Genomic DNA, 18,830 nt, shown 5'->3' with positions numbered 1-18,830 from the left:
CCTTGTCGCGACTACGCCGCAGAAGCGTCCACTTTGCGGTGGACGTGGAGGCCGGGGGCGCTGCTGCCGCCACTGTCACCCCGGGCTTGACCCGGGGTCTCGCCCTCCCTCCACGTCAAGGTGGACGCTTTGTCGCGACTACGCCGCAGAAGCGTCCATCTTGTAGTGGACGTGGCCCCGGTCGTGGTCAAGGTGGACGCTATGTCGTGACTACGCCGCAGAAGCGCCCACTTTGTGGTGGACGTGCTGGGCCGGGGGCGCTGCTGCCGCCACTGTCACCCCGGGCTTGACCCGGGGTCTCGTCTTCCAGTCCACGTCAAGGTGGACGCTTTGTCGTGAGTTCGCCGCAGAAGCGTCCACTTTGTGGTGGACGTGCTGGCCGGGGGCGCTGCTGCCGCCACTGTCACCCCGGGCTTGACCCGGGGTCTCGCCTTCCCGTCCACGTCAAGGTGGACGCTTTGTCGCGACTACGCCGCAGAAGCGTCCACTTTGTGGTGGACGGGTCGGGAGAACCCGCGACATCGTTGTCCATGCCGCGGAGGACCCGGGAGCGCGCGGATGGCGTGGCGGGTTAGGGTTGCCTCACTGCGGAAGCGCTCCTGAACGGAGGTGGGCATGTCCCGTCCCCATGTGGTGATCATCGGGTCAGGGTTCGGCGGGCTGTTCGCGGCCCAGGCCCTCGCGAAGGCGGACGTCGACGTCACGCTGGTCGCGAAGACCGTCGCCCACCTGTTCCAGCCGCTGCTGTACCAGGTGGCCACCGGGATCCTCTCCACCGGCGAGATCGCGCCGGCCACACGCGACATCCTGCGCAACCAGGCCAACGCGACCGTCCTCCTCGCCGAGGTGACCAGCATCAACCTGACCAGCCGTGTGGTCGTCGCGGAGAAGCTGGCCAAGATCGTCGCCCTCAAGTACGACTACCTGATCGTCGCCGCCGGCGCCGGCCAGTCCTACTTCGGCAACGACCAGTTCGCCACCTTCGCCCCCGGCATGAAGAGCGTGGACGACGCGCTCGAGTTGCGGGCCCGGATCTTCGGCTCGCTGGAGATGGCCGAACTCACCGAGGACCTCGACGAGCGCCGCCGGCTGCTGAACTTCGTCGTGGTCGGCGCAGGGCCGACCGGCGTCGAGATGGCCGGCCAGATCGCCGAGCTCGCCCACCACACCCTCCGCAAGAGCTTCCGCCGCATCGACACCAGCCAGGCGCAGATCCTTCTCCTCGACGGCGCCAGCGCCGTGCTCGCCCCCTTCGGGCCGAAGCTGTCCGCCGCGGCCAAGGCCGAGCTCGAGCACAACGGTGTCGAGGTGCGCCTCGGCGCCCTGGTGACCAACGTGGACGCCACCGGCCTCGACGTGAAGTACTCCGACGGCAGGACGGAACGGATCTCCTCCTCCTGCAAGGTGTGGGCGGCCGGCGTCCAGGCGAGCCCGCTCGGACGCACCCTGGCCGAGCAGTCCGGGGCGGGCCTCGACCGTGCCGGACGGATCCAGGTGAACCCGGACCTCACGCTGCCCGGGCACCCCGAGGTGTCGGTCGTCGGCGACATGATCAGCCTGAACGGGCTGCCGGGCGTCGCGCAGGTCGCCATCCAGGGCGGACGCTACGCGGCGTCCCGGATCCGGGGCGAGCTCGAGGGCACCCCCGTGACCGCGGACTTCGCCTACCACGACAAGGGCTCGATGGCCGTGATCAGCCGGTTCGGCGCGGTTGCGAAGGTCGGCAAGCTCGAGCTCACCGGCTTCCCGGCCTGGTTCGCGTGGCTGTTCGTCCACCTCATCTACGTCGTCGGGTTCAAGAACCGGGTCACCACGCTGCTGCATTGGCTGATCACGTTCGTCGGACGCGCCCGCTCGGAGCGGGTGACGACCGAGCAGCAGCTGGTCGGCCGGCTCGCGGTCAAGCAACTCGGCGAGGACTTCCAGCCCACGATCGCCGGCACCCTCGACCCGGGCAAGATCAAGCACTGATGGAGCTCACCGCCCTCGACGCGCTCGCCACGGCGGACGCGATCCGTACCGGCGCGACGACTGTCGTGGCGGTGGCGCAGGCGCACCTCGACCGCTCGGCGCGGCTGTCGGACGCGGTCGGCGCCTTCGCCCGCCTCACTCCGGAGCTGGCGCTGGCGCGCGCCGCCGAGGTGGACGCCGCCGTCGCCCGCGGGGACGTGGCCGCGCCGCTGCTCGGCGTCCCCTGCCCGATCAAGGACCTGAACCCCGTCGCCGGCGTCGGCTGGGAGGCCGGGTCGGCGGTCATGCGCGGCACCGTCGCCGAGCTGGACGACGACATCGTCGGGTGGTTCGCCGAGGCGGGCACCGTCCTGACCGGGAAGACCGCCACGCCCGAGTTCGGCCTGCCCTGTTACACCGAACCCGAGGGCGCTCCGGCCGCGCGGACGCCCTGGGACCTGCGGCGCTCGGCGGGCGGCTCCAGCGGCGGCGCCGCGGCGGCGGTCGCCACCGGGCTCGCCCCGATCGCGCATGGCTCGGACGGGGGCGGGTCGATCCGGATCCCCGCGTCGGCGTGCGGGCTCGTCGGGCTGAAGGCCAGCCGCGGGCTGGTCAGCGGGGGCGGACTGCGGATGCCCGGGCCCGGTCTCGGCACCGACGGCGTGCTCAGCCGGACAGTCGCCGACACCGCAGCCGCGCTCGACGTGTTGGCCGGACGCGGTGTTGGCCAGACCTACCACGCGCCGCTGCCGGCGACGAGCTACGCCGATGCGGCGGCCCGGGAGCCCGGGCGCCTGCGCGTGGGCGTCCTCACGACGCCGGTGATCGCGGAGGCCGATGTCCACCCCGCGTGCGTGGACGCGGCGTGGGCGGTGGCGGACGCGCTCGAGCGGCTGGGTCACGAGGTCACCGAGGCGCCGGTCCCGTTCGGCTACGAGCGGTGGCAGGCGTTCGGCGCGCTGTGGTCGGTCGGTGCGGCGTCCATCCCGCTGCCGGCCGAGGCTGAGCCGCTGCTGCGTCCGCTCACCCGGTGGCTGCGCGAGCAGGGCCGCGCCACGAGCGGGGTGGCGTACGCCGAGGCCGCCGGCGCCGTCCAGCGGCTCACGGTGGACGTGGCGCTGGCCTGGGACGACTTCGACGTGGTGCTCACCCCGACGCTCGCCCAGCCGCCGTCGCTCGTCGGGGAACTGCGCGACGACGCAGACCCGGCCGCGGACTTCGCCGCCCAGACCCGGTTCACGCCGTGGACGAGCGTCTACAACTTGTCGGGCCGCCCCGCGATCTCGCTGCCGCTGCACACCGCCGCTGTGGACGGACGCGTCCTCCCGATCGGCGTGATGCTCGGTGGACGGTTCGGCGAGGAGGAGACCCTGCTGGCCGTCTCGGCCCAGCTGGAGGCCGCCGTCGGCTGGCGCCACCCCTTCCTGGTCGCGGATCCCGCGTAGCCGGCGCGGCACGCTAGGAACCGTGCCCGGCGTTCCACACGGCAACGGCGGGAGCGCCCGCTGCCGATGGCCCTCGACGCGGGAGTCGGGCTCTCGGAGAGATCCCGGGTCAAGCCCGGGATGACAGTTTGGGCCGGGACGCGGCCCGTGCCTCCTGTCATCCCGGCGAAGGCCGGGATCTCGTGGGCACCCAACGGATGGTGGCCCACCGAGCCGGCCGGACGCGGGAGTCGGGATCTCCGTGGGCACCCAACGGATGGCGGCCCACCGAGCCGGCCGGACGCGAGAGTCGGGCTCTCGGAGAGATCCCGGGTCAAGCCCGGGATGACAGGCTCCGCCGGAATGGCTGGCTCCGACCGGGATGGCGGGCGCCGCCCGGGACGACGGGCAGCAGCCGGGACGCCGCCCGTACCGCCTGTCATCCCGGCGAAAGCCGGGATTTCACCGGCACCCAACGGACGGTGGCCCACCGAGCCGGCCGGGCTGCGGGCCCGGGTGCGGACCCCTCTAGGACCGATGGTCGGGCCACCGAGGGCCACTCTTCGCGCTTCAGAGCCACCGTTCGCGTCGAGGGCCCGTGTCCGGACGGTGGCGCTCGACGGGAACGGTGGCCCTCGACGCGGGAGGCGGGCTCTCGGCGAGTGGCCTCGGCTCTCGACGCGGGTCTCTCGAGACAATCAGCCGCGGGGCTGGAACGCGTCGGGGGTGCCGTCGGCGTCCGCGTCGACCTGCTCGGCCCGTTCGACCTCGCGGTAGTGCCGATTCCGCAGTCCGAGGACGACCGACGCCAGCAGCGCGGCCAGCACGGACGCGGTGAGGATCGCCACCTTGCCGATGTCGTCGTTCGCCGACCCCTGGCCGAAGCTGAGCTCGCTGACCAGCAGCGACACCGTGAAGCCGATGCCGCCGATCACCCCCAGCCCGAACACATCGACCCAGGCCAGGTCGGGGTCGAGGCTCGCGTGCCGCAGCCGGGTGACCAGCCAGGTCGCCCCGCTGATCCCGATGGCCTTGCCGACGACCAGCCCGACGATCACGCCGAGGCCGACCGGGTTCGTGACCGCGTCGACGAAGCCCCGCCAGCCGCCCAGGGCGACGCCTGCGGAGAAGAACGCGAACACCGGCACGGCGACCCCGGCCGAGAAGGGCCGGATCCGGTGCTCCAGCACCGAGGCGAGGCCGTGCTCGGCGTCCGAGCCCCTCGGCGGCCGCACGGGGACGCAGAACGCCAGCAGCACGCCCGCGACGGTGGCGTGGACGCCGGACGCGTAGGTGAGCGCCCAGGTGACCACGCCCAGCGGCAGCACCAGGGCCCATCGCGCCCAGGTGTGGGTGAGCAGGAACCCCTGCGCGCGGTTCGCCACCAGCGCGAAGATGACGAGCGGGATCGCGTCGCTGAGCAGGAGGCCGGGTTCGAGGTCCCGGGAGTAGAAGAACGCGATGATCGCGATCGCGATCAGGTCGTCGGCGACCGCCAGCGTGAGCAGGAAGGTCCGCAGCGCGGCCGGCAGGTGCGACCCGATCACCGCCAGGACGGCGAGCGCGAACGCGATGTCGGTGGCCGCAGGGATTGCCCAGCCCTGCCGCGCCACGGGATCGGTGAAGGTGAACGCCAGGAAGATCAGCGCCGGCACGGCCACCCCGCCCGCAGCGGCGACGACCGGCACCAGCGCCGTCCGGAAGTCGCGCAGGTCGCCGACCACGAACTCGTGCTTCAGCTCGAGCCCGACCAGGAAGAAGAACACGGCGAGCAGCCCGTCCGCCGCCCAGTGGCCCAGCGACAGGTCGAGGTCGACGCCCAGCACCGTGCCGCCGAAATGCAGGTCGCGGAGACCGAAGTAGAAGTCAGGGGCGAGGTTCGCGACCAGCATGGCGGCCACCGCCGCGACCAGCAGCAGGATCCCGCCGACCGATTCACGGCGCAGAATGCCCTGCACCCGCACGAATTCCGCGTACGCACCCCGGGCCAGGGTGACCGGCGCCGGCTGCCCGTTCACCAGATCTTGACCCTCTCCTCGGGGGCCAGCCAATGGGCGTCCTCGCCGGTCACACCGAAGGCGTCGTAGTAGGACGGGAGGTTGCGCACGACCTGGTTGCAGCGGAACTCCTCGGGGGAGTGCGGGTCGGTCGCGATCTGCTGGCGCAGTGCCTCGTCCCTGCGCTTGGACTGCCAGGCCCGGGCCCAGGAGAGGAAGAACCTCTGGTCGGCGGGGATCCCGTCCACCGCCTCGGCGGGCCTGTCGAGGGTCAGCTGCCAGGCGTCGTACGCGATCGCGGCCCCGCCCAGGTCGCCGATGTTCTCCCCGATGGTGAGCTCGCCGTTCACGTGCAGGTCCGGCAGCTGCCGGGGCGCGAGGGCGGAGTACTGGCCGACCAGGGCCTTCGTGCGCTCGGTGAACGCCTCCCTGTCCTCCGGCGTCCACCAGTCGCGCAGGCGGCCCTCGCCGTCGCAGGTGGAGCCCTGGTCGTCGAAGCCGTGGCCGATCTCGTGGCCGATGATCGCCCCGATCGCCCCGTAGTTGACCGCGTCGTCGGCCTCGAAATCGAAGAACGGCGGCTGCAGGATGGCCGCGGGGAACACGATCTCGTTGCGCAGCGGATGGTAATACGCGTTCACGGTCTGGGGCGTCATCAGCCACTCCCAGGTACGGATCGGGCCGCCCAGCTTCGAGAGCTCGTCGTCGGTGTGGAACGCCGCTGCCCTCAGCACGTTGCCGACCAGGTCGCCGGGGACGATGGCGAGCCCGCTGTAGTCCATCCAGACGTCGGGGTAGCCGATCTTCGGGGTGAACCGCTCGAGCTTGTTCAGCGCTTCGGCGCGGGTGGGCTCGGTCATCCAGTCCAGGCTGGAGATCGACTGCCGGTAGGCCTCGAGGAGGTTGGCCACCAGGGTGTCCATGCGCTCCTTCGCCGCGGGCGGGAAGTGCCGCTCGACGTAGAGCTTGCCGACCGCCTCACCCAGCGTCCGCTCGACCAGCTCGACACCGCGCTTCCAGCGCTCCTTCAGCTGCGGGATCCCCTGCAGGACCGTGCCGTAGAAGTCGAACCGGGCCTGGACGAGCGGGTCGGGCAGGTACGGCGACAGTGACGACACCAGGCTCCAGCGGCACCACTGCTTCCAGTCCTCGAGCCGGGACGCGGTGAGCAGGCTCGCCACGTCGGAGAAGAAGGACGGCTGGGCGAGCACCACCTCGTCGAGGGCAGGGACGCCGGCGGCCGCCAGCACCCGCGTCCAGGCGACGCCGGTGGCGTCGAGGTCGGTGAGCGACGTCGGGTTGTACATCTGGCGCAGGTCGCGGGTGCGTACCTTGTCCCAGTGCAGGGCAGCGACCTCGGTCTCGAGGCCGACCACCTGGCCGGAGCCGCTGGACGTGAGCCCGGCCAGGGTCAGGGTGCGCTCGACGTGGTCGCGGTAGGCGGCGAGGATCTCCGCGTGCTGCTCGAGCCGGTAGTACTCCTCGTCGGGAAGGCCGATGCCGGACTGGCCGACGAACAGCGCGTACCGGGTGGGCTCACCCGGGTCGGAGTCGACCTCCAGGCCGATCACCGCGCCGGTGCCGCGGCGCATGCTGCGTCCGAAGTAGTCGAGCAGGTCCTCGACGGTGCCGATCGCGTCGATCTCCGCCAGCAGTGGACGCAGCGGCTCGAGCCCTGCCGCGTCCACCCGCTCGGTGTCGGCGAAGCTGCCGTACAACTGCTCGACGAGGTACGCCTCGGTTCCGGGCTCGGCGCCGGACAGCCCGGTCACGATCTCCCTGATCGCCTGCTCGGAGGCGTCCCGCAGGGCCATGAAGGCCCCGGTCGCGTGCTTGTCCGCGGGGATCTCCGTCGCGGCCAGCCAGTGGCCGTTGACGTGCCGGAACAGGTCGTCCTGCGGGCGGATGTCGGTGTCGAGGTCGAAGTCGGTCACGTCCGACAGGTTACCGGTCGGTCCGGACGTCGGTCGCGGGTGCTAGCTTCGAGCCGGAACGGTGCTCCCGCCGACCTTCCGCAAGGAGGAACCCATGACCGTGACCAGCGCGGAACGAACCGTACCGGACGCCCACTCGCTCCGCGCCGACGCGGTCCTCGAAGCACTGGCCGCCGATGCGGGCGGCCTCACCACCGCGGCAGCGCAGGACCGGCTGAGGAGCCACGGGCCGAACACCATCCCCGAGCCGCCGGCCGATCCGGCGTGGAAACGGTTCCTCTCCCACTTCGACGACATCCTGATCTACATCCTCCTCGCCGCGGCCGCGCTCAAGGTGGCGCTGGGTGAGTGGGTCGATTTCTGGGTCATCCTGGGCGTTGCCGTGATCAACGCGGTGATCGGCTACGTCCAGGAGGGGCGTGCAGAGCAGGCGCTGGCCGGCATCCGCAACATGCTCACCGACGATGCGCAGGTGCTTCGCGATGGCGAGTGGGGCAACCTCCCGGCCGAGAACCTGGTTCCCGGCGACATCGTGCGTGTGTCCGCGGGCTCAAAGGTGCCGGCCGACCTACGGCTGATCGAGGCGAGCAACCTGAGGGTCGAGGAGGCGGCGCTGACCGGAGAGGCTGTTCCGTCCAGCAAGGCCGTCGACCCGGTCGCGGTCCACGCCGGCATCGGCGACCGGGCGTCGATGCTTTTCAGTTCGTCTCTGGTCTCCGCGGGCCAGGGGATCGGGGTGGTCACCGCCACGGGCGCGAACGCCGAGATCGGGCGGATCACCAGCCTGCTGTCGGCCGTGGACGACCTCGACACGCCGCTGACCAAGCAGATCGGCAGGTTCGGCAAGCAGCTCTCGCTGGTGATCGCAGTGATGGCCGTGCTGATGGTGGTGATCGGCAAGGTACTGCACGGCATGCCGGCGGGTGAGCTGATCTCCGCGACCATCGGGTTCGCGGTCGCGGCTATCCCCGAGGGACTGCCGGCGCTGGTCACGATCACCCTCGCCCTCGGCGTGCAGCAGATGGCGAGGCGCAACGCGATCGTCCGCAACCTCCCCGCGGTGGAGACGCTCGGTTCGGTCACCCGGATCTGCTCGGACAAGACCGGCACACTCACCACCAACGAGATGACCGTGCGGACGGTGGTCACCCGCGCCGGCGAGTACGCGGTGAAGGGGCTCGGCTACAACCCCTCGGGTTCGATCGAGTTGCGCGGGGTGGACGTCGACCTCGCCGCCCGGGGCGACCTGCGGTCCGTGGTCACCGCGATGAGCGTCGTGAACGACGCCGTCGTGACCGAGGTGGACGGGCAGTGGACGCTGGTCGGGGAGCCGACGGAGGGCGCCCTGCGGACCCTGGGGATGAAGGCGGGGTTCGACCCTTCGACCTACCCCCGCACCGCCGTGCTGCCGTTCGACTCCGCACACAAGTACATGGCGACGGCCAACACGACTCCCGAAGGCCACCAGGTGGTGCTGGTCAAGGGGGCCCCGACCGGCTGCTCGACCGTTCCGGACGGCAGCTGTCGGCGTCCGGGACCCCCGAACCGCTCGACCGGGACTGGTGGGACGCCAGGGTGGACGAACTGTCGAGCCAGGGACTGCGGGTACTCGCCGCGGCGTCGCGTCCGCTCGCGGTCGACTCGGCGCCCGGGGCCATCGACCACGACGACCTCACGGGGCTGGTGCTGCTCGGCCTGTGCGGGATCGTCGATCCGCCGCGCCCTGAGGCCATCCGTGCCATCGCCACCTGCCACGAGGCGGGCATCAAGGTCACGATGATCACCGGGGACCACGCCGGCACGGCCACGGCGATCAGCAGGGAGATGGGGATCTTCGACGAGAGCACCGAGGCGGCGATCACCGGCGCAGAGTTGGAGTCGGCCACCGACGAGGAGTTGCGCGCGATCGTCGATCGCACCGAGACCTTTGCCCGCACGAGCCCTGAGCACAAGCTGCGTCTGGTCCGCGCGCTCCAGGCCAACGGCGAGGTCATCGCCATGACCGGAGACGGGGTGAACGACGCTCCGGCGCTGAAGCGGGCCGACGTGGGCGTGGCGATGGGGATCAAGGGGACGGAGGCGACCAAGGAGGCCGCCGACATCGTGCTGGCCGACGACAACTTCGCCACCATCGAGTACGCGGTGGAGGAGGGCCGGCGGATCAACGACAATTTGCACAAGTCGGTGCTGTTCCTGTTGCCCACGAACGGCGCCCAGTCGCTCGTGGTCCTGGTGGCGGTGGTCTTCGGCCTGACCATGCCGCTGGAGTCGGTGCAGATCCTCTGGGTGAACATGGTCACCTCGATCACACTCTCGCTGGCCCTGGCCTACGAGCCCGCCGAGCCGGACATCATGCGACGACCGCCGCGTCCGCCGGGCACCCCGCTGGTCAGCGCGAGGTACCTGCCGAGGCTGGCGATCGCCTCCGTCCTGATCGCTGCGGCCACCCTGCTGACGTTCGCAATCGGTCGGGTGATGACCGGTGGGGACCTTGAGACCGCCCGCACCTGGGCGGTGAACACGCTCGTGCTGGGCCAGGTCGCCTACCTGTTCAACTCACGGTTCCTCCGCGAGTCGAGCCTGCGCAGGGAGGCCATTGGCGGCAACCCTGTGGTCTGGGCCGTGGTGGGAATCCTGCTCGTGCTGCAGGCGGCGTTCGTCTACGTCCCCGTGCTCAACTCGTGGTTCGGCTCGGCCGCAGTGGGCGTCTTCGGCTGGCTGATCCCGTTCGCGTTCGCCGTGGTGATCTTCGTCGTGATGGAGGCGGCCAAGGCTGCGGTGCGGCGGGCAGAGACCAGCTGAGCAATCAGCCGAACTGCTGCAGGAGGAGTTCCGCCACCGGCCAGGCGCCGAAAGTGGTGTTGCCGAGCACCGTGGCCGTGGTGCGGGTCGCGGGGTCGTGGATGGACCGCATGGACACCCCCGCGTCGCACCCTTCCATGAGCCATACGGCGGCGGACGGAAGCAGCCACACGCCCATCCCGTGGCGAAGACCCTCCTCCGGCACGTCGTGCCGGGGCGTGGTCATCAGGCCGACCAGTGGGGGGTCGACGATGCGCCCGTCGTCGAGCGCGAGCCAGAAGCGGTGCAGGTCGTCGACGGTGGACCAGATCCCGCCGTCCCCGTTCCCTCGCACCGGCAGGTGCAGCAGGTTCGTCCGGTTGCCCCCCGGATCGAGATAGCCCAGCGCGGCATCGCCGGGTAGGTCGTCGCTGCGCAGGAACGCGGTGCACGCGAGACCGGCGCGTTCGACCACCTCGCTGAGGACCAGCTCGTGGTAGCCGCGTCCGGTCGCCCGCTCCGCCACGAGAGCCAGTACGAGGTAGCCGCCGTTGTTGTAGGCGAAACGCTCCCCGGGCGTGGACACCTGGGGATGCCCGGTGAGTTCCGGGAGGAAGCCCGCCGTCTCGGCGAGGGTGTGCACCGGCTGGGTGAGCACGTAGTCGTCGGGCTCGCCCTCGGCGCTCTCGTCGAGGTAGTCGCCGATCCCGGAGGTGTGCTCGAGCAGGTGGCTGACGGTCACAGCGTCGTCGACGAGCGGCAGGTCGTCACCCAGGAGCGGGCGCACCGGGTCGTCGAGGCTGAGCCGGCCCTCCTGCACGAGGCGGAGCACCGCCAGGGCCGTGAACGTCTTTCCACCGCTGGCGAGTGCGAAGCGGGTGCGGGGGTTGTTGGGGACGCCCAGTGCCCGGTGCGCGAAGCCCACGGCGCGACGGTAGGGCGATTCTGCGGGTTGGTCGATCGCGACCACGCCGGAGAAGGCGTTCTCGGCGATCGCCCTGGTGAGGGCCGCTTCATCGGCGCGCATCGGTCCATTCTCGCCCCGCTCAGCCCGAGAGGAACAGGGTGTTTCGACGCCACCACCGTGGTGCGTCGGCAGCTTGCGTTGTTGATCGATAAAGTGTATCGTTTTGTTTATCGATCAAGTCGCTGGTGGGGAGGTGCCGGGAATGGGTGCGGGAACAACGTCCACGGTCACCATGAAGACCCTCGCGGAAGCGCTCGGAGTGTCGGTGACGACGGTCTCGAACGCGTACAGCAAGCCGGATCGGCTCTCGGAGGACCTGCGTGGGCAGATCCTCGCCCGCGCACAGGAGATCGGTTACTGCGGGCCCAGCGCCGCAGGCCGCGCCCTCCGCTCGGGCAGAACCGACGTCTGCGGCTTCCTGTTCGGCGGAGAGGTCTCCCGCGCGTTCTCCGACCCGTATTCCGTGATCTTCCTCTCCGGGCTCAGTGAGGCCGCCGAGGAGTACGGCGCGTCCGTGCTGCTGCTGCGGGCCTCGGGCGAGCAGGAGGCGGAGAACCAGCTCCTTCAGCGCGCGGCCATCGACGCGATCGTGGTGGGCTCCACCCTCGGCGCACACCCCGGTCTGGACGTCCTGCGTCGGCGCGGCATCAGGATCGTCGGCACCCACGCGGGCGAGGACGGCGACTGGGTCGCCATCAACGACGCGAAGGCCGGACGCCTGGTCGGCAAGCACCTCGCCCGGCTGGGCCACCAGCGCGTGGCCGTGCTGGCGCCCAGCCGCTCGGTGCAGCAGGGCGACGAGGCCGAGGCCGACGTGGACGCCGTCATCGGTGGCCGCGTCCCGGTCTACTCCGGCTTCGTCACCGAGCGCCTCCGCGGCCTGAGGGAGAAGCTCCCGGACGCCCGGATCACCGTCGTGTGCACCGATCACAACACCCGCGAGGCCGGCCGCTCGGCTGCCGCGCACGTCCTGGACGTGCAGGACCGGCCGAGCGCTGTCGTCGCCCTCAGCGACGTCCTCGCCGTCGGCGTGTGGGACGCGGTCACCGAGCGCGGCCTGACGCCGGGCAGGGACCTGTCGATCGTCGGCTTCGACGACATCCCCGATGCCGGCTTCCTCGGCATCACCACAGTCCACCAGCCCATCGCGGAGAAGGGCCGCCTCGCCGGCCGCCTCGCGATGGATCCCGACCACACCCCGCGGCAGGTCACCCTGCCGGTGGAACTCGTCGTCCGGTCGAGCACCGGTCCGGCACCCAGAACCTGAGAACGAAGAAGAAGGAGACGACCATGACCACCGCCCTTGCGAACCAGATCACCCTCGCCGAGCGCAACATGACCGGCGCGCCCGACCTCGATGCCGCCATCCGGCTGTACGCGCTGGACCCGATGCCCGCCCTGCGGGAACTGCTCGCGCACCTGCTCCCGTCCGGCGGGAAGACCACGTCGCGCCACGCAGACCACGTCGACCCGACCTACCAGCCCGCCTGATCCCGTCACCGCCAGGATCGGGGCGTCACCGACGCCACGATGACGGGCACCAGGCCCATGCAACGGCCCGTGTCGCCACCCTTCGGGGAGGCGGCACGGGCCGTTCGCGTCAGGCGGTCCAGGTGTCGGTGCCGGTGACCAGCTGCTGGAGGGTCGCGAGGCGCTCGGCAGGGTCCTCCTGCACGGTGAGCTGCGCGCGGGCCAGGTCGTCGTAGGCGGGCCGGTCGACGTCGCGGAGGATGCCGATCGGGGAGGTCGCCAGCCCGGCCGTGTCGGTCAGCCGGGACAGCGCGAACGCCACGCCCGGGTCGTCGGCGTGGGCATCGTGGACGAGGATGTTCTCCAGCCCCACCGCTGCGACGTCGACGATCTTCAGCTGTCCGTCGGCTCCTCGGACCACGCCGCGGGACTCGTCGGGGCCGAACGTGATCGGCTCGCCGTGCCGCAGCGGGATCAGGCCGCCGTCCGCGCCCTTCAGGGTGTCGAACGCCCCGTCGTTGAAGATGGGGCAGTTCTGGTAGATCTCGACGATGGACGCGCCCCGGTGGCTGATCGCTGCGGTGAGCACCTCGGTGAGGTGCGCCCGGTGCGAGTCCACGGTCCGCGCGACGAACGTCGCCTCCGCGCCGAGGGCCAGCGAGAGCGGGTTGAACGGACGGTCCACCGATCCGGCCGGCGTGGACTTGGTCACCTTGCCCTGTTCGGACGTCGGCGAGTACTGGCCCTTCGTCAGCCCGTAGATGCGGTTGTTGAACAGCATGATCGTGATGTTCACGTTCCGCCGCAGCGCGTGGATGAGGTGGTTGCCGCCGATGCTGAGCGCGTCCCCGTCCCCGGTGACGACCCACACGGCGAGATCGGGACGCGTCATCGCGACGCCGGTGGCGATCGCGGGCGCCCGGCCGTGGATGGAGTGCATGCCGTAGCTGTCCACGTAGTACGGGAACCGCGAGGAGCACCCGATGCCGGAGATGATGACCGTGTTCTCCTTGCGGATGCCCAGCGTCGGCATCAGCCCCTGGAAGGTGGCCAGGACCGCGTAGTCGCCGCAGCCGGGGCACCAGCGCACCTCCTGGTCGGAGGTGAAGTCCTTGCGGTTCAGCGGGGTGACGGCCAGGGGCACCCCGGCCAGGCCCGCGCCGAGGGTGGTGCTCACAGCTCGTCCTCCGTCAGATCTGTCGCTTCGCTCCCGACGCTCAGTCGGCTCGGGATCTCACGCATGTCATTGGTGCGGGCAACTCTTCCTTCACGCATGCGCAGCTCCGCTCGCCTCAGTCGCGTCGATCAGCTCATTCAGGTCGGCCGCCAACTCCGACAGCGAGATCGGCAGGCCGCGGACGCGCGAGTACGGCTGCACGTCGACGAGGTACTTCGCCCGCAGCACCATCGCCAGCTGGCCGAGGTTCATCTCGGGCACCAGCACCCTGTCGTAGGCGCGCAGCACCTCACCGAGGTTCGCGGGGAGGGGGTTCAGGTGGCGCAGGTGGGCGGTCGCCAGGTTCCGGCCCGAGCCGCGGACGCGGCGCGCGGCGGCCGAGATCGGCCCGTAGGTGGACCCCCAGCCGAGGACGAGGACCTTGGCACGCCCGCTCGGGTCCTCGACGGTCACGTCGGGGACGACGGCGCGGACCCCGTCCACCTTCTGCTGGCGGAGGTTCACCATGAACTCGTGGTTGGCCGGGTCGTAGGAGACCGCCCCGGTACCGTCGGCCTTCTCGATGCCGCCGATCCGGTGCTCGAGGCCCGGCGTCCCCGGCACCGCCCAGGCACGGGCGAGCTTCTCGTCGCGCAGGTACGGCCAGAACTCGCCGTCGGGCCGGTTGGCCTGCGTGGCGAAGTGCGGGTCGATCTCCGGCAGCGCGGCGAGGTCGGGCACCTGCCACGGCTCCGCGCCGTTGGCGAGGTAGCCGTCCGACAGCAGGATCACCGGTGTGCGGTAGTCGATCGCGATCTTCACCGCCTCGTAGGCGGCGTCGAAGCAGTCGCCGGGGGACTGCGCGGCGATCACAGGCAGCGGGGCCTCGCCGTGGCGTCCGAACAGCGCCTGGGTGAGGTCGGCCTGCTCGGTCTTCGTGGGCATGCCGGTCGCAGGTCCGGCCCGCTGGATGTCGCAGATCACCAGCGGCAATTCGAGCATCACGGCCAGGCCGATGGTCTCCATCTTCAGGGCGAGGCCGGGGCCGGACGTCGCCGTCACGCCGAGCTGGCCGGCGAAGGACGCGCCGAGCGCCGACCCGATCGCCGCGATCTCGTCCTCGGCCTGGAAGGTGAGGACGCCCGCGTTCTTGGCCGTCGCGAGGTGGTGCAGCACGTCGGAGGCGGGGGTGATCGGGTACGCGCCGAGGAACAGCTGCAGCCCCGCCTTCGCCGCTCCCGCCATCAGTCCGTAGGCGAGGGCGCGGTTGCCCGAGATCTGCCGGTAGGTGCCGTGCGTCGTCGCGGGCGCGGGCGCCACCTTGTAGCGGTTGGTGAACACCTCGGTGGTCTCACCGAACGCGTAGCCGGCCTTGAACGCGGCGATGTTCGCGTCCCGGATCGCCGGGGCCTTGGCGAACTTGGTCTCCAAGAACTGGATCGTGCCCTCGGTGGGGCGGTGGTACAGCCAGTCGAGCAGGCCGAGCGCGTACATGTTCTTGGTCCGCGCGGCCTCCTTGCGCCCCAGCCCGAGGGCAGCCACGGCAGCGGTCGCCTGGCCGGACAGGTCGAGGGCGTGGACCTGGTAGTCGGCCAGGCTTCCGTCGGTCAGAGGGTCGGACGCGTAGCCGACCTTGGCCAGGTTCCTGGCGGTGAAGTCGGCGGTGTCGGCGATGATCAGGCCGCCGCGCGGCAGGTCGCCGAGGTTCGCCTTCAAGGCGGCCGGGTTCATCGCCACGAGCACGTCCGGACGGTCGCCGGGAGTGCGGATGTCGAAGTCGGCGAAGTGCAACTGGAAGCTGGACACCCCCGCCACCGTTCCGGCTGGGGCCCGGATCTCCGCGGGGAAGTTGGGCAGGGTGGAGAAGTCGTTGCCCGCCACGGCGGTGTCGTGGGTGAACCGGTCACCGGTCAACTGCATGCCGTCGCCGGAGTCACCGGCGAACCGGATCACGACATGGTCGACGGTCGTCACTTCGGTCATGCGATGCGTTCAACTCCTGGTGCCGTCGACAGCGCGTCGGGCAAGTCTAGTTCTGCGGATCCGAGGGAAGCGTAGGCGCTGAGTACTGCTTCCACCACCAGCGGGTGTACCCCGATGGGTGCGGACACCACGTCCGCGCCGGCCTCGTGCAGCCGGTCGGCGAACACTCCGGGGGCCAGCAGGTAGGACGCGACGGCCACCCTCGCGTGTCCCGCGGCGCGCAGGGCGGCCACGGCGTCGCCGACGCCGGGCTCGGCCGCCGTGAGGTACGCGGGCACCACGGGGCGTCCGATCACCGCGGACAGCGCACGGGCCGCCGCCGCGACCTCGGCCACCGAGCGGCGCCGCTTCGAGCCGGCGGCGGCCAGCACCACCGCGTCGGCGGGATCGCCGGCCTCCGCCAGCCGGTCCGCGACCGCTGCCAGGAGGGCGGGGCCGATCATCCCGGTGAGGCGAGCCCTACCGCCGGCCGCGTCCACGGCAGCCGGGAGGTCGCTGGTGACGTGGTAGCCGGCGGTGAGGAAGCACGGCACGACGACGGCCTCGTCCAGTCCGGCCAGGGTCTCGGTGAGCGTGGGGGAGAGCACGTCGGCCCAGCCCACGTGGACCTCGATCCCCGGCAGGCGGTCGGCCACGGCCTCGGCGAGGCCGTGCGCCACGGCCTGGCCGGCATCGCTGCGGGTGCCGTGGACGGCCACCACCAGCGCGGGCCGCGACGAGGTCGCGGCGTTCGCAGGGTCTACGCTGGAGGCGCTCACAGGTGCAGCCCGCACTCGGTCTTGGCCAGCCCGGCCCAGCGCCCTGCCCTGGGGTCCTCGCCCGGTTCGACGCGGCGCGTGCAGGGCAGGCAGCCGATCGAGGGGTAGCCGTCGGTCAGCAGCAGGTTCACCGGCACCTGGCGCGAGCCGGCGTAGTCGAGGAGTTCGTCGAAGCTCCAGGCTGCGATGGGGTTCACCTTGACCATCTGGTGGCTCGCGTCCCACTCGACGACCTTCGTGTTCGCGCGCAGGGCGTTGTCCTCGCGGCGGATCCCGGTCACCCACGCCTCGTAGCCGGCCAGTTCGGCATTGATCGGGTCGACCTTGCGCAGCTGGCAGCACAGCGTCGGGTTGCGGTCGTGCAGCCTCGGCCCGTACTCGGCGTCCTGCTCCGCGACGGTCTGGACGGGGAGGACGTCGATGATGCGGGCGTCGATCACGCTGGCCAGCGCGTCCCTCGTACCGATGGTCTCGGGGAAGTGGTAGCCGGTCTCCAGGAACAGCACGTCCACGCCCGGCGCCACCTGTGCGACGAGGTGGGGAAGCACGGTGTCCCCGGCCATCGAGCAGGCCACGGCCAGGGAGCCACCGAAGGTGCGGGCGGCCCAGGCGACGATCTCCTCCGCGCTCGCGTCGGCCAGTTCGTCGCCCGCGCGCTCGGCGAGCTCCCTGAGCTCCTCGGGCGTCCTGGTCCGGCCGGGGCCGTGGGTGGTCAGCGTCGCGGTCATCGCAGCACCTCCTCCTCGGCCCGGTGCGACCAGGCGGCGAACGACTCGCCGGGCTCCCTGCCCGCGACGAAGGAGCGCGTGACGCGTTCCACGTAGTCGGGGAGCTCCGCCGCGGTGACCTTGAGCCCCCGGACGGTGCGGCCGAGGCCCGCGTCCTCGCGATCCGCGGACGCCAGCCCGCCGCCGAGGTGCACCTGGTAGGCGAACTCGTCGGCGCCGTCGGCGCTCTTCATCAGCTGGCCCTTCAGCCCGATGTCGGCGACCTGGATGCGTGCGCAGGAGTTGGGGCACCCGTTGAGGTGCAGGCTGATCGGCCGCTCGAGGTCCACGTCCACGAGGCGGGCCTCGAGCTGGCTGATCGTGTGGGCGGCGGTGGCCTTGGTCTCGACGAAAGCGAGCTTGCAGTACTCGATGCCCGTGCAGGCCATCGTGGAGCGGCGGAACGGGCTGGGGTGCGCGGTCAGGCCGAGCGGCTCGACGGCGGCGAGCAGGTCGTCGAGCCGTGCCGGGTCGACGTCCAGGACGAGGAGCTTCTGGTGCGGCGTGAACCGGACGCGTCCCGAGCCGGCGGCCTCGGCGGCGTCGGCAAGGGCGGCGAGGATCTCGCCGGACACGCGGCCCACCGTCGGGGCGAGGCCGACGTAGAGGCGGCCGTCCTTCTGGGTGTGGACGCCGACGTGGTCGCCCGGCTCCTCCGGGATCACCGGCGCGGGCCCGTCGGCCAGGCGATAGCCGAGGTACTCGGACTCCAGCACGTCCCGGAACCTCTCCGGGCCCCAGTCGGCCAGCAGGAACTTCAGCCGGGCCTTGTTCCGGAGCCGGCGGTAGCCGTAGTCGCGGAAGATACCGATCACGCCGTGCCACACCTCGGCGGCCTGCGCGGCGGTCACGAAGGCGCCGAGTCGCTCGGCCAGCCGCGGCGAGACACTGAGGCCGCCGCCCACCCACAGGTCGTAGCCGGGGCCCAGCTCGGGGTGGACGACGCCGACGAACGAGATGTCGTTGATCTCGTGCACGACGTCGAGGCTGGGGTGGCCGGTGATGGCCGACTTGAACTTGCGGGGCAGGTTGGACAGCTCGGGGTCCCCGATGAACCGCTCGACGATCTCCGCGATCACCGGGGTGGGATCGATCACCTCGTCCGCCGCGATGCCCGCGACCGGGGAGCCGAGGATGACCCGGGGGGTGTCGCCGCACGCCTCTGTCGTCTGCATTCCGGCTGCCTCGAGGCGGGCCCAGATCTCGGGGACCTTCTCGATCTCGATCCAGTGGTACTGGATGTTCTGGCGGTCGGAGATGTCTGCGGTGTTCCTGGCGTAGTCGGTGGAGATGGACGCGAGCGTCCGCAGCTGGTCGGTGGTGACGGCGCCCCCGTCCAACCGGACCCGCATCATGAAGTAGCGGTCGCTCAGCTCGTCGGGACCGAGGGTGCCGGTGCGGCTGCCGTCGATGTCCTGGCGCCGCTGCGTGTACAGGCCCCACCAGCGCAGGCGGCCATGGAGGTCGTCGGCGCTGATCGAGTCGAAGCCCTCGCGGGAGTAGGTGTCGAGGACGCGCTGGCGCACGTTGAGGCCGTTGTCCTCCGCCTTGAATTCCTCATTGTGGTTCAACGGGGTCGACCCGTCGACAGCCCACTGACCGTTCGACCGGGGGGCGCGTGCGGTGCTGGTCATGATTCCTCA

At 71.2% G+C, this 18,830-nt stretch carries 14 protein-coding genes; 6 read left to right on the top strand and 8 right to left on the bottom strand.

Annotated elements, in window-relative coordinates:
- Positions 1-615 precede the first annotated feature (615 nt).
- Both QM779_RS07625 and QM779_RS07620 read left to right on the top strand, forming a co-directional pair.
- Positions 616-1,971 (top strand): NAD(P)/FAD-dependent oxidoreductase, encoded by a 1,356-nt coding sequence (locus tag QM779_RS07625; RefSeq protein WP_428533836.1) that lies wholly within the window; start codon positions 616-618, stop codon positions 1,969-1,971.
- The gene (locus QM779_RS07620) at positions 1,971-3,395 is read left to right on the top strand and encodes an amidase (RefSeq protein ID WP_428533834.1); all 1,425 of its coding nucleotides are present in this window, start codon (positions 1,971-1,973) and stop codon (positions 3,393-3,395) included. Before QM779_RS07625 ends, QM779_RS07620 begins: the two co-directional genes overlap by 1 nt.
- Before the next feature lie 677 nt (positions 3,396-4,072).
- Here QM779_RS07620 and nhaA read toward each other — a convergent pair.
- Both nhaA and QM779_RS07610 read right to left on the bottom strand, forming a co-directional pair.
- Complete coding sequence (gene nhaA, locus QM779_RS07615) at positions 4,073-5,392, bottom strand: Na+/H+ antiporter NhaA (protein ID WP_428533832.1); 1,320 nt, start codon at positions 5,390-5,392, stop codon at positions 4,073-4,075.
- The gene (locus QM779_RS07610; protein ID WP_428533830.1) at positions 5,389-7,305 is read right to left on the bottom strand and encodes a M13 family metallopeptidase; all 1,917 of its coding nucleotides are present in this window, start codon (positions 7,303-7,305) and stop codon (positions 5,389-5,391) included. The genes nhaA and QM779_RS07610 overlap by 4 nt, the downstream gene beginning before the upstream one ends.
- Before the next feature lie 94 nt (positions 7,306-7,399).
- Between QM779_RS07610 and QM779_RS07605 the strand changes: the two genes are divergently transcribed.
- Both QM779_RS07605 and QM779_RS07600 read left to right on the top strand, forming a co-directional pair.
- On the top strand, positions 7,400-9,085 hold the full coding sequence (locus QM779_RS07605) for an HAD-IC family P-type ATPase (protein ID WP_428533828.1): 1,686 nt from the start codon (positions 7,400-7,402) through the stop codon (positions 9,083-9,085).
- Entirely contained in the window at positions 8,989-10,107 is a 1,119-nt protein-coding gene (locus QM779_RS07600; RefSeq protein ID WP_428533826.1) for an HAD-IC family P-type ATPase, read from the top strand. Before QM779_RS07605 ends, QM779_RS07600 begins: the two co-directional genes overlap by 97 nt.
- A gap of 4 nt (positions 10,108-10,111) precedes the next feature.
- Here QM779_RS07600 and QM779_RS07595 read toward each other — a convergent pair whose 3' ends face one another.
- A complete protein-coding gene (locus QM779_RS07595; RefSeq protein ID WP_428533824.1) occupies positions 10,112-11,113 on the bottom strand; it encodes a serine hydrolase domain-containing protein in 1,002 nt (333 codons plus the stop codon).
- Between the two features lie 142 nt (positions 11,114-11,255).
- Here QM779_RS07595 and QM779_RS07590 point away from each other — a divergent pair, with 142 nt between their 5' ends.
- Together QM779_RS07590 and QM779_RS07585 are read left to right on the top strand one after the other, a co-directional pair.
- Positions 11,256-12,320, top strand: a complete 1,065-nt coding sequence (locus QM779_RS07590; protein ID WP_428533822.1) for a LacI family DNA-binding transcriptional regulator — start codon at positions 11,256-11,258, stop codon at positions 12,318-12,320.
- 23 nt (positions 12,321-12,343) lie between these two features.
- Positions 12,344-12,544 carry a hypothetical protein gene (locus QM779_RS07585; protein ID WP_428533820.1) on the top strand — a complete coding sequence of 67 codons (201 nt, stop codon included), beginning with the start codon at positions 12,344-12,346 and terminating at the stop codon, positions 12,542-12,544.
- A gap of 109 nt (positions 12,545-12,653) precedes the next feature.
- Here the strand turns inward: QM779_RS07585 and QM779_RS07580 are convergent, their stop codons facing one another.
- From QM779_RS07580 to QM779_RS07560, 5 genes are all read right to left on the bottom strand, one after another.
- On the bottom strand, positions 12,654-13,700 hold the full coding sequence (locus tag QM779_RS07580) for a 2-oxoacid:ferredoxin oxidoreductase subunit beta (RefSeq protein WP_428533818.1): 1,047 nt from the start codon (positions 13,698-13,700) through the stop codon (positions 12,654-12,656).
- A 90-nt stretch (positions 13,701-13,790) separates the two neighbouring features.
- On the bottom strand, positions 13,791-15,662 hold the full coding sequence (locus QM779_RS07575) for a 2-oxoacid:acceptor oxidoreductase subunit alpha (RefSeq protein ID WP_428533816.1): 1,872 nt from the start codon (positions 15,660-15,662) through the stop codon (positions 13,791-13,793).
- The gene (locus QM779_RS07570; RefSeq protein ID WP_428533814.1) at positions 15,659-16,420 is read right to left on the bottom strand and encodes a sirohydrochlorin chelatase; all 762 of its coding nucleotides are present in this window, start codon (positions 16,418-16,420) and stop codon (positions 15,659-15,661) included. Before QM779_RS07570 ends, QM779_RS07575 begins: the two co-directional genes overlap by 4 nt.
- A complete protein-coding gene (locus QM779_RS07565) occupies positions 16,417-17,148 on the bottom strand; it encodes a phosphoadenylyl-sulfate reductase (protein WP_428533812.1) in 732 nt (243 codons plus the stop codon). Before QM779_RS07565 ends, QM779_RS07570 begins: the two co-directional genes overlap by 4 nt.
- On the bottom strand, positions 17,145-18,821 hold the full coding sequence (locus QM779_RS07560) for a nitrite/sulfite reductase (RefSeq protein WP_428533810.1): 1,677 nt from the start codon (positions 18,819-18,821) through the stop codon (positions 17,145-17,147). The genes QM779_RS07565 and QM779_RS07560 overlap by 4 nt, the downstream gene beginning before the upstream one ends.
- Positions 18,822-18,830: the final 9 nt, after the last annotated feature.

Origin of the sequence: Propionicimonas sp., from assembly GCF_049840635.1 — a bacterium.
In the GTDB taxonomy this organism is placed as follows: domain Bacteria; phylum Actinomycetota; class Actinomycetes; order Propionibacteriales; family Propionibacteriaceae; genus Propionicimonas.
The sequence above is the reverse complement of the archived record's forward strand: the minus strand, read 5'-3'. Positions and strand labels throughout refer to the sequence as shown.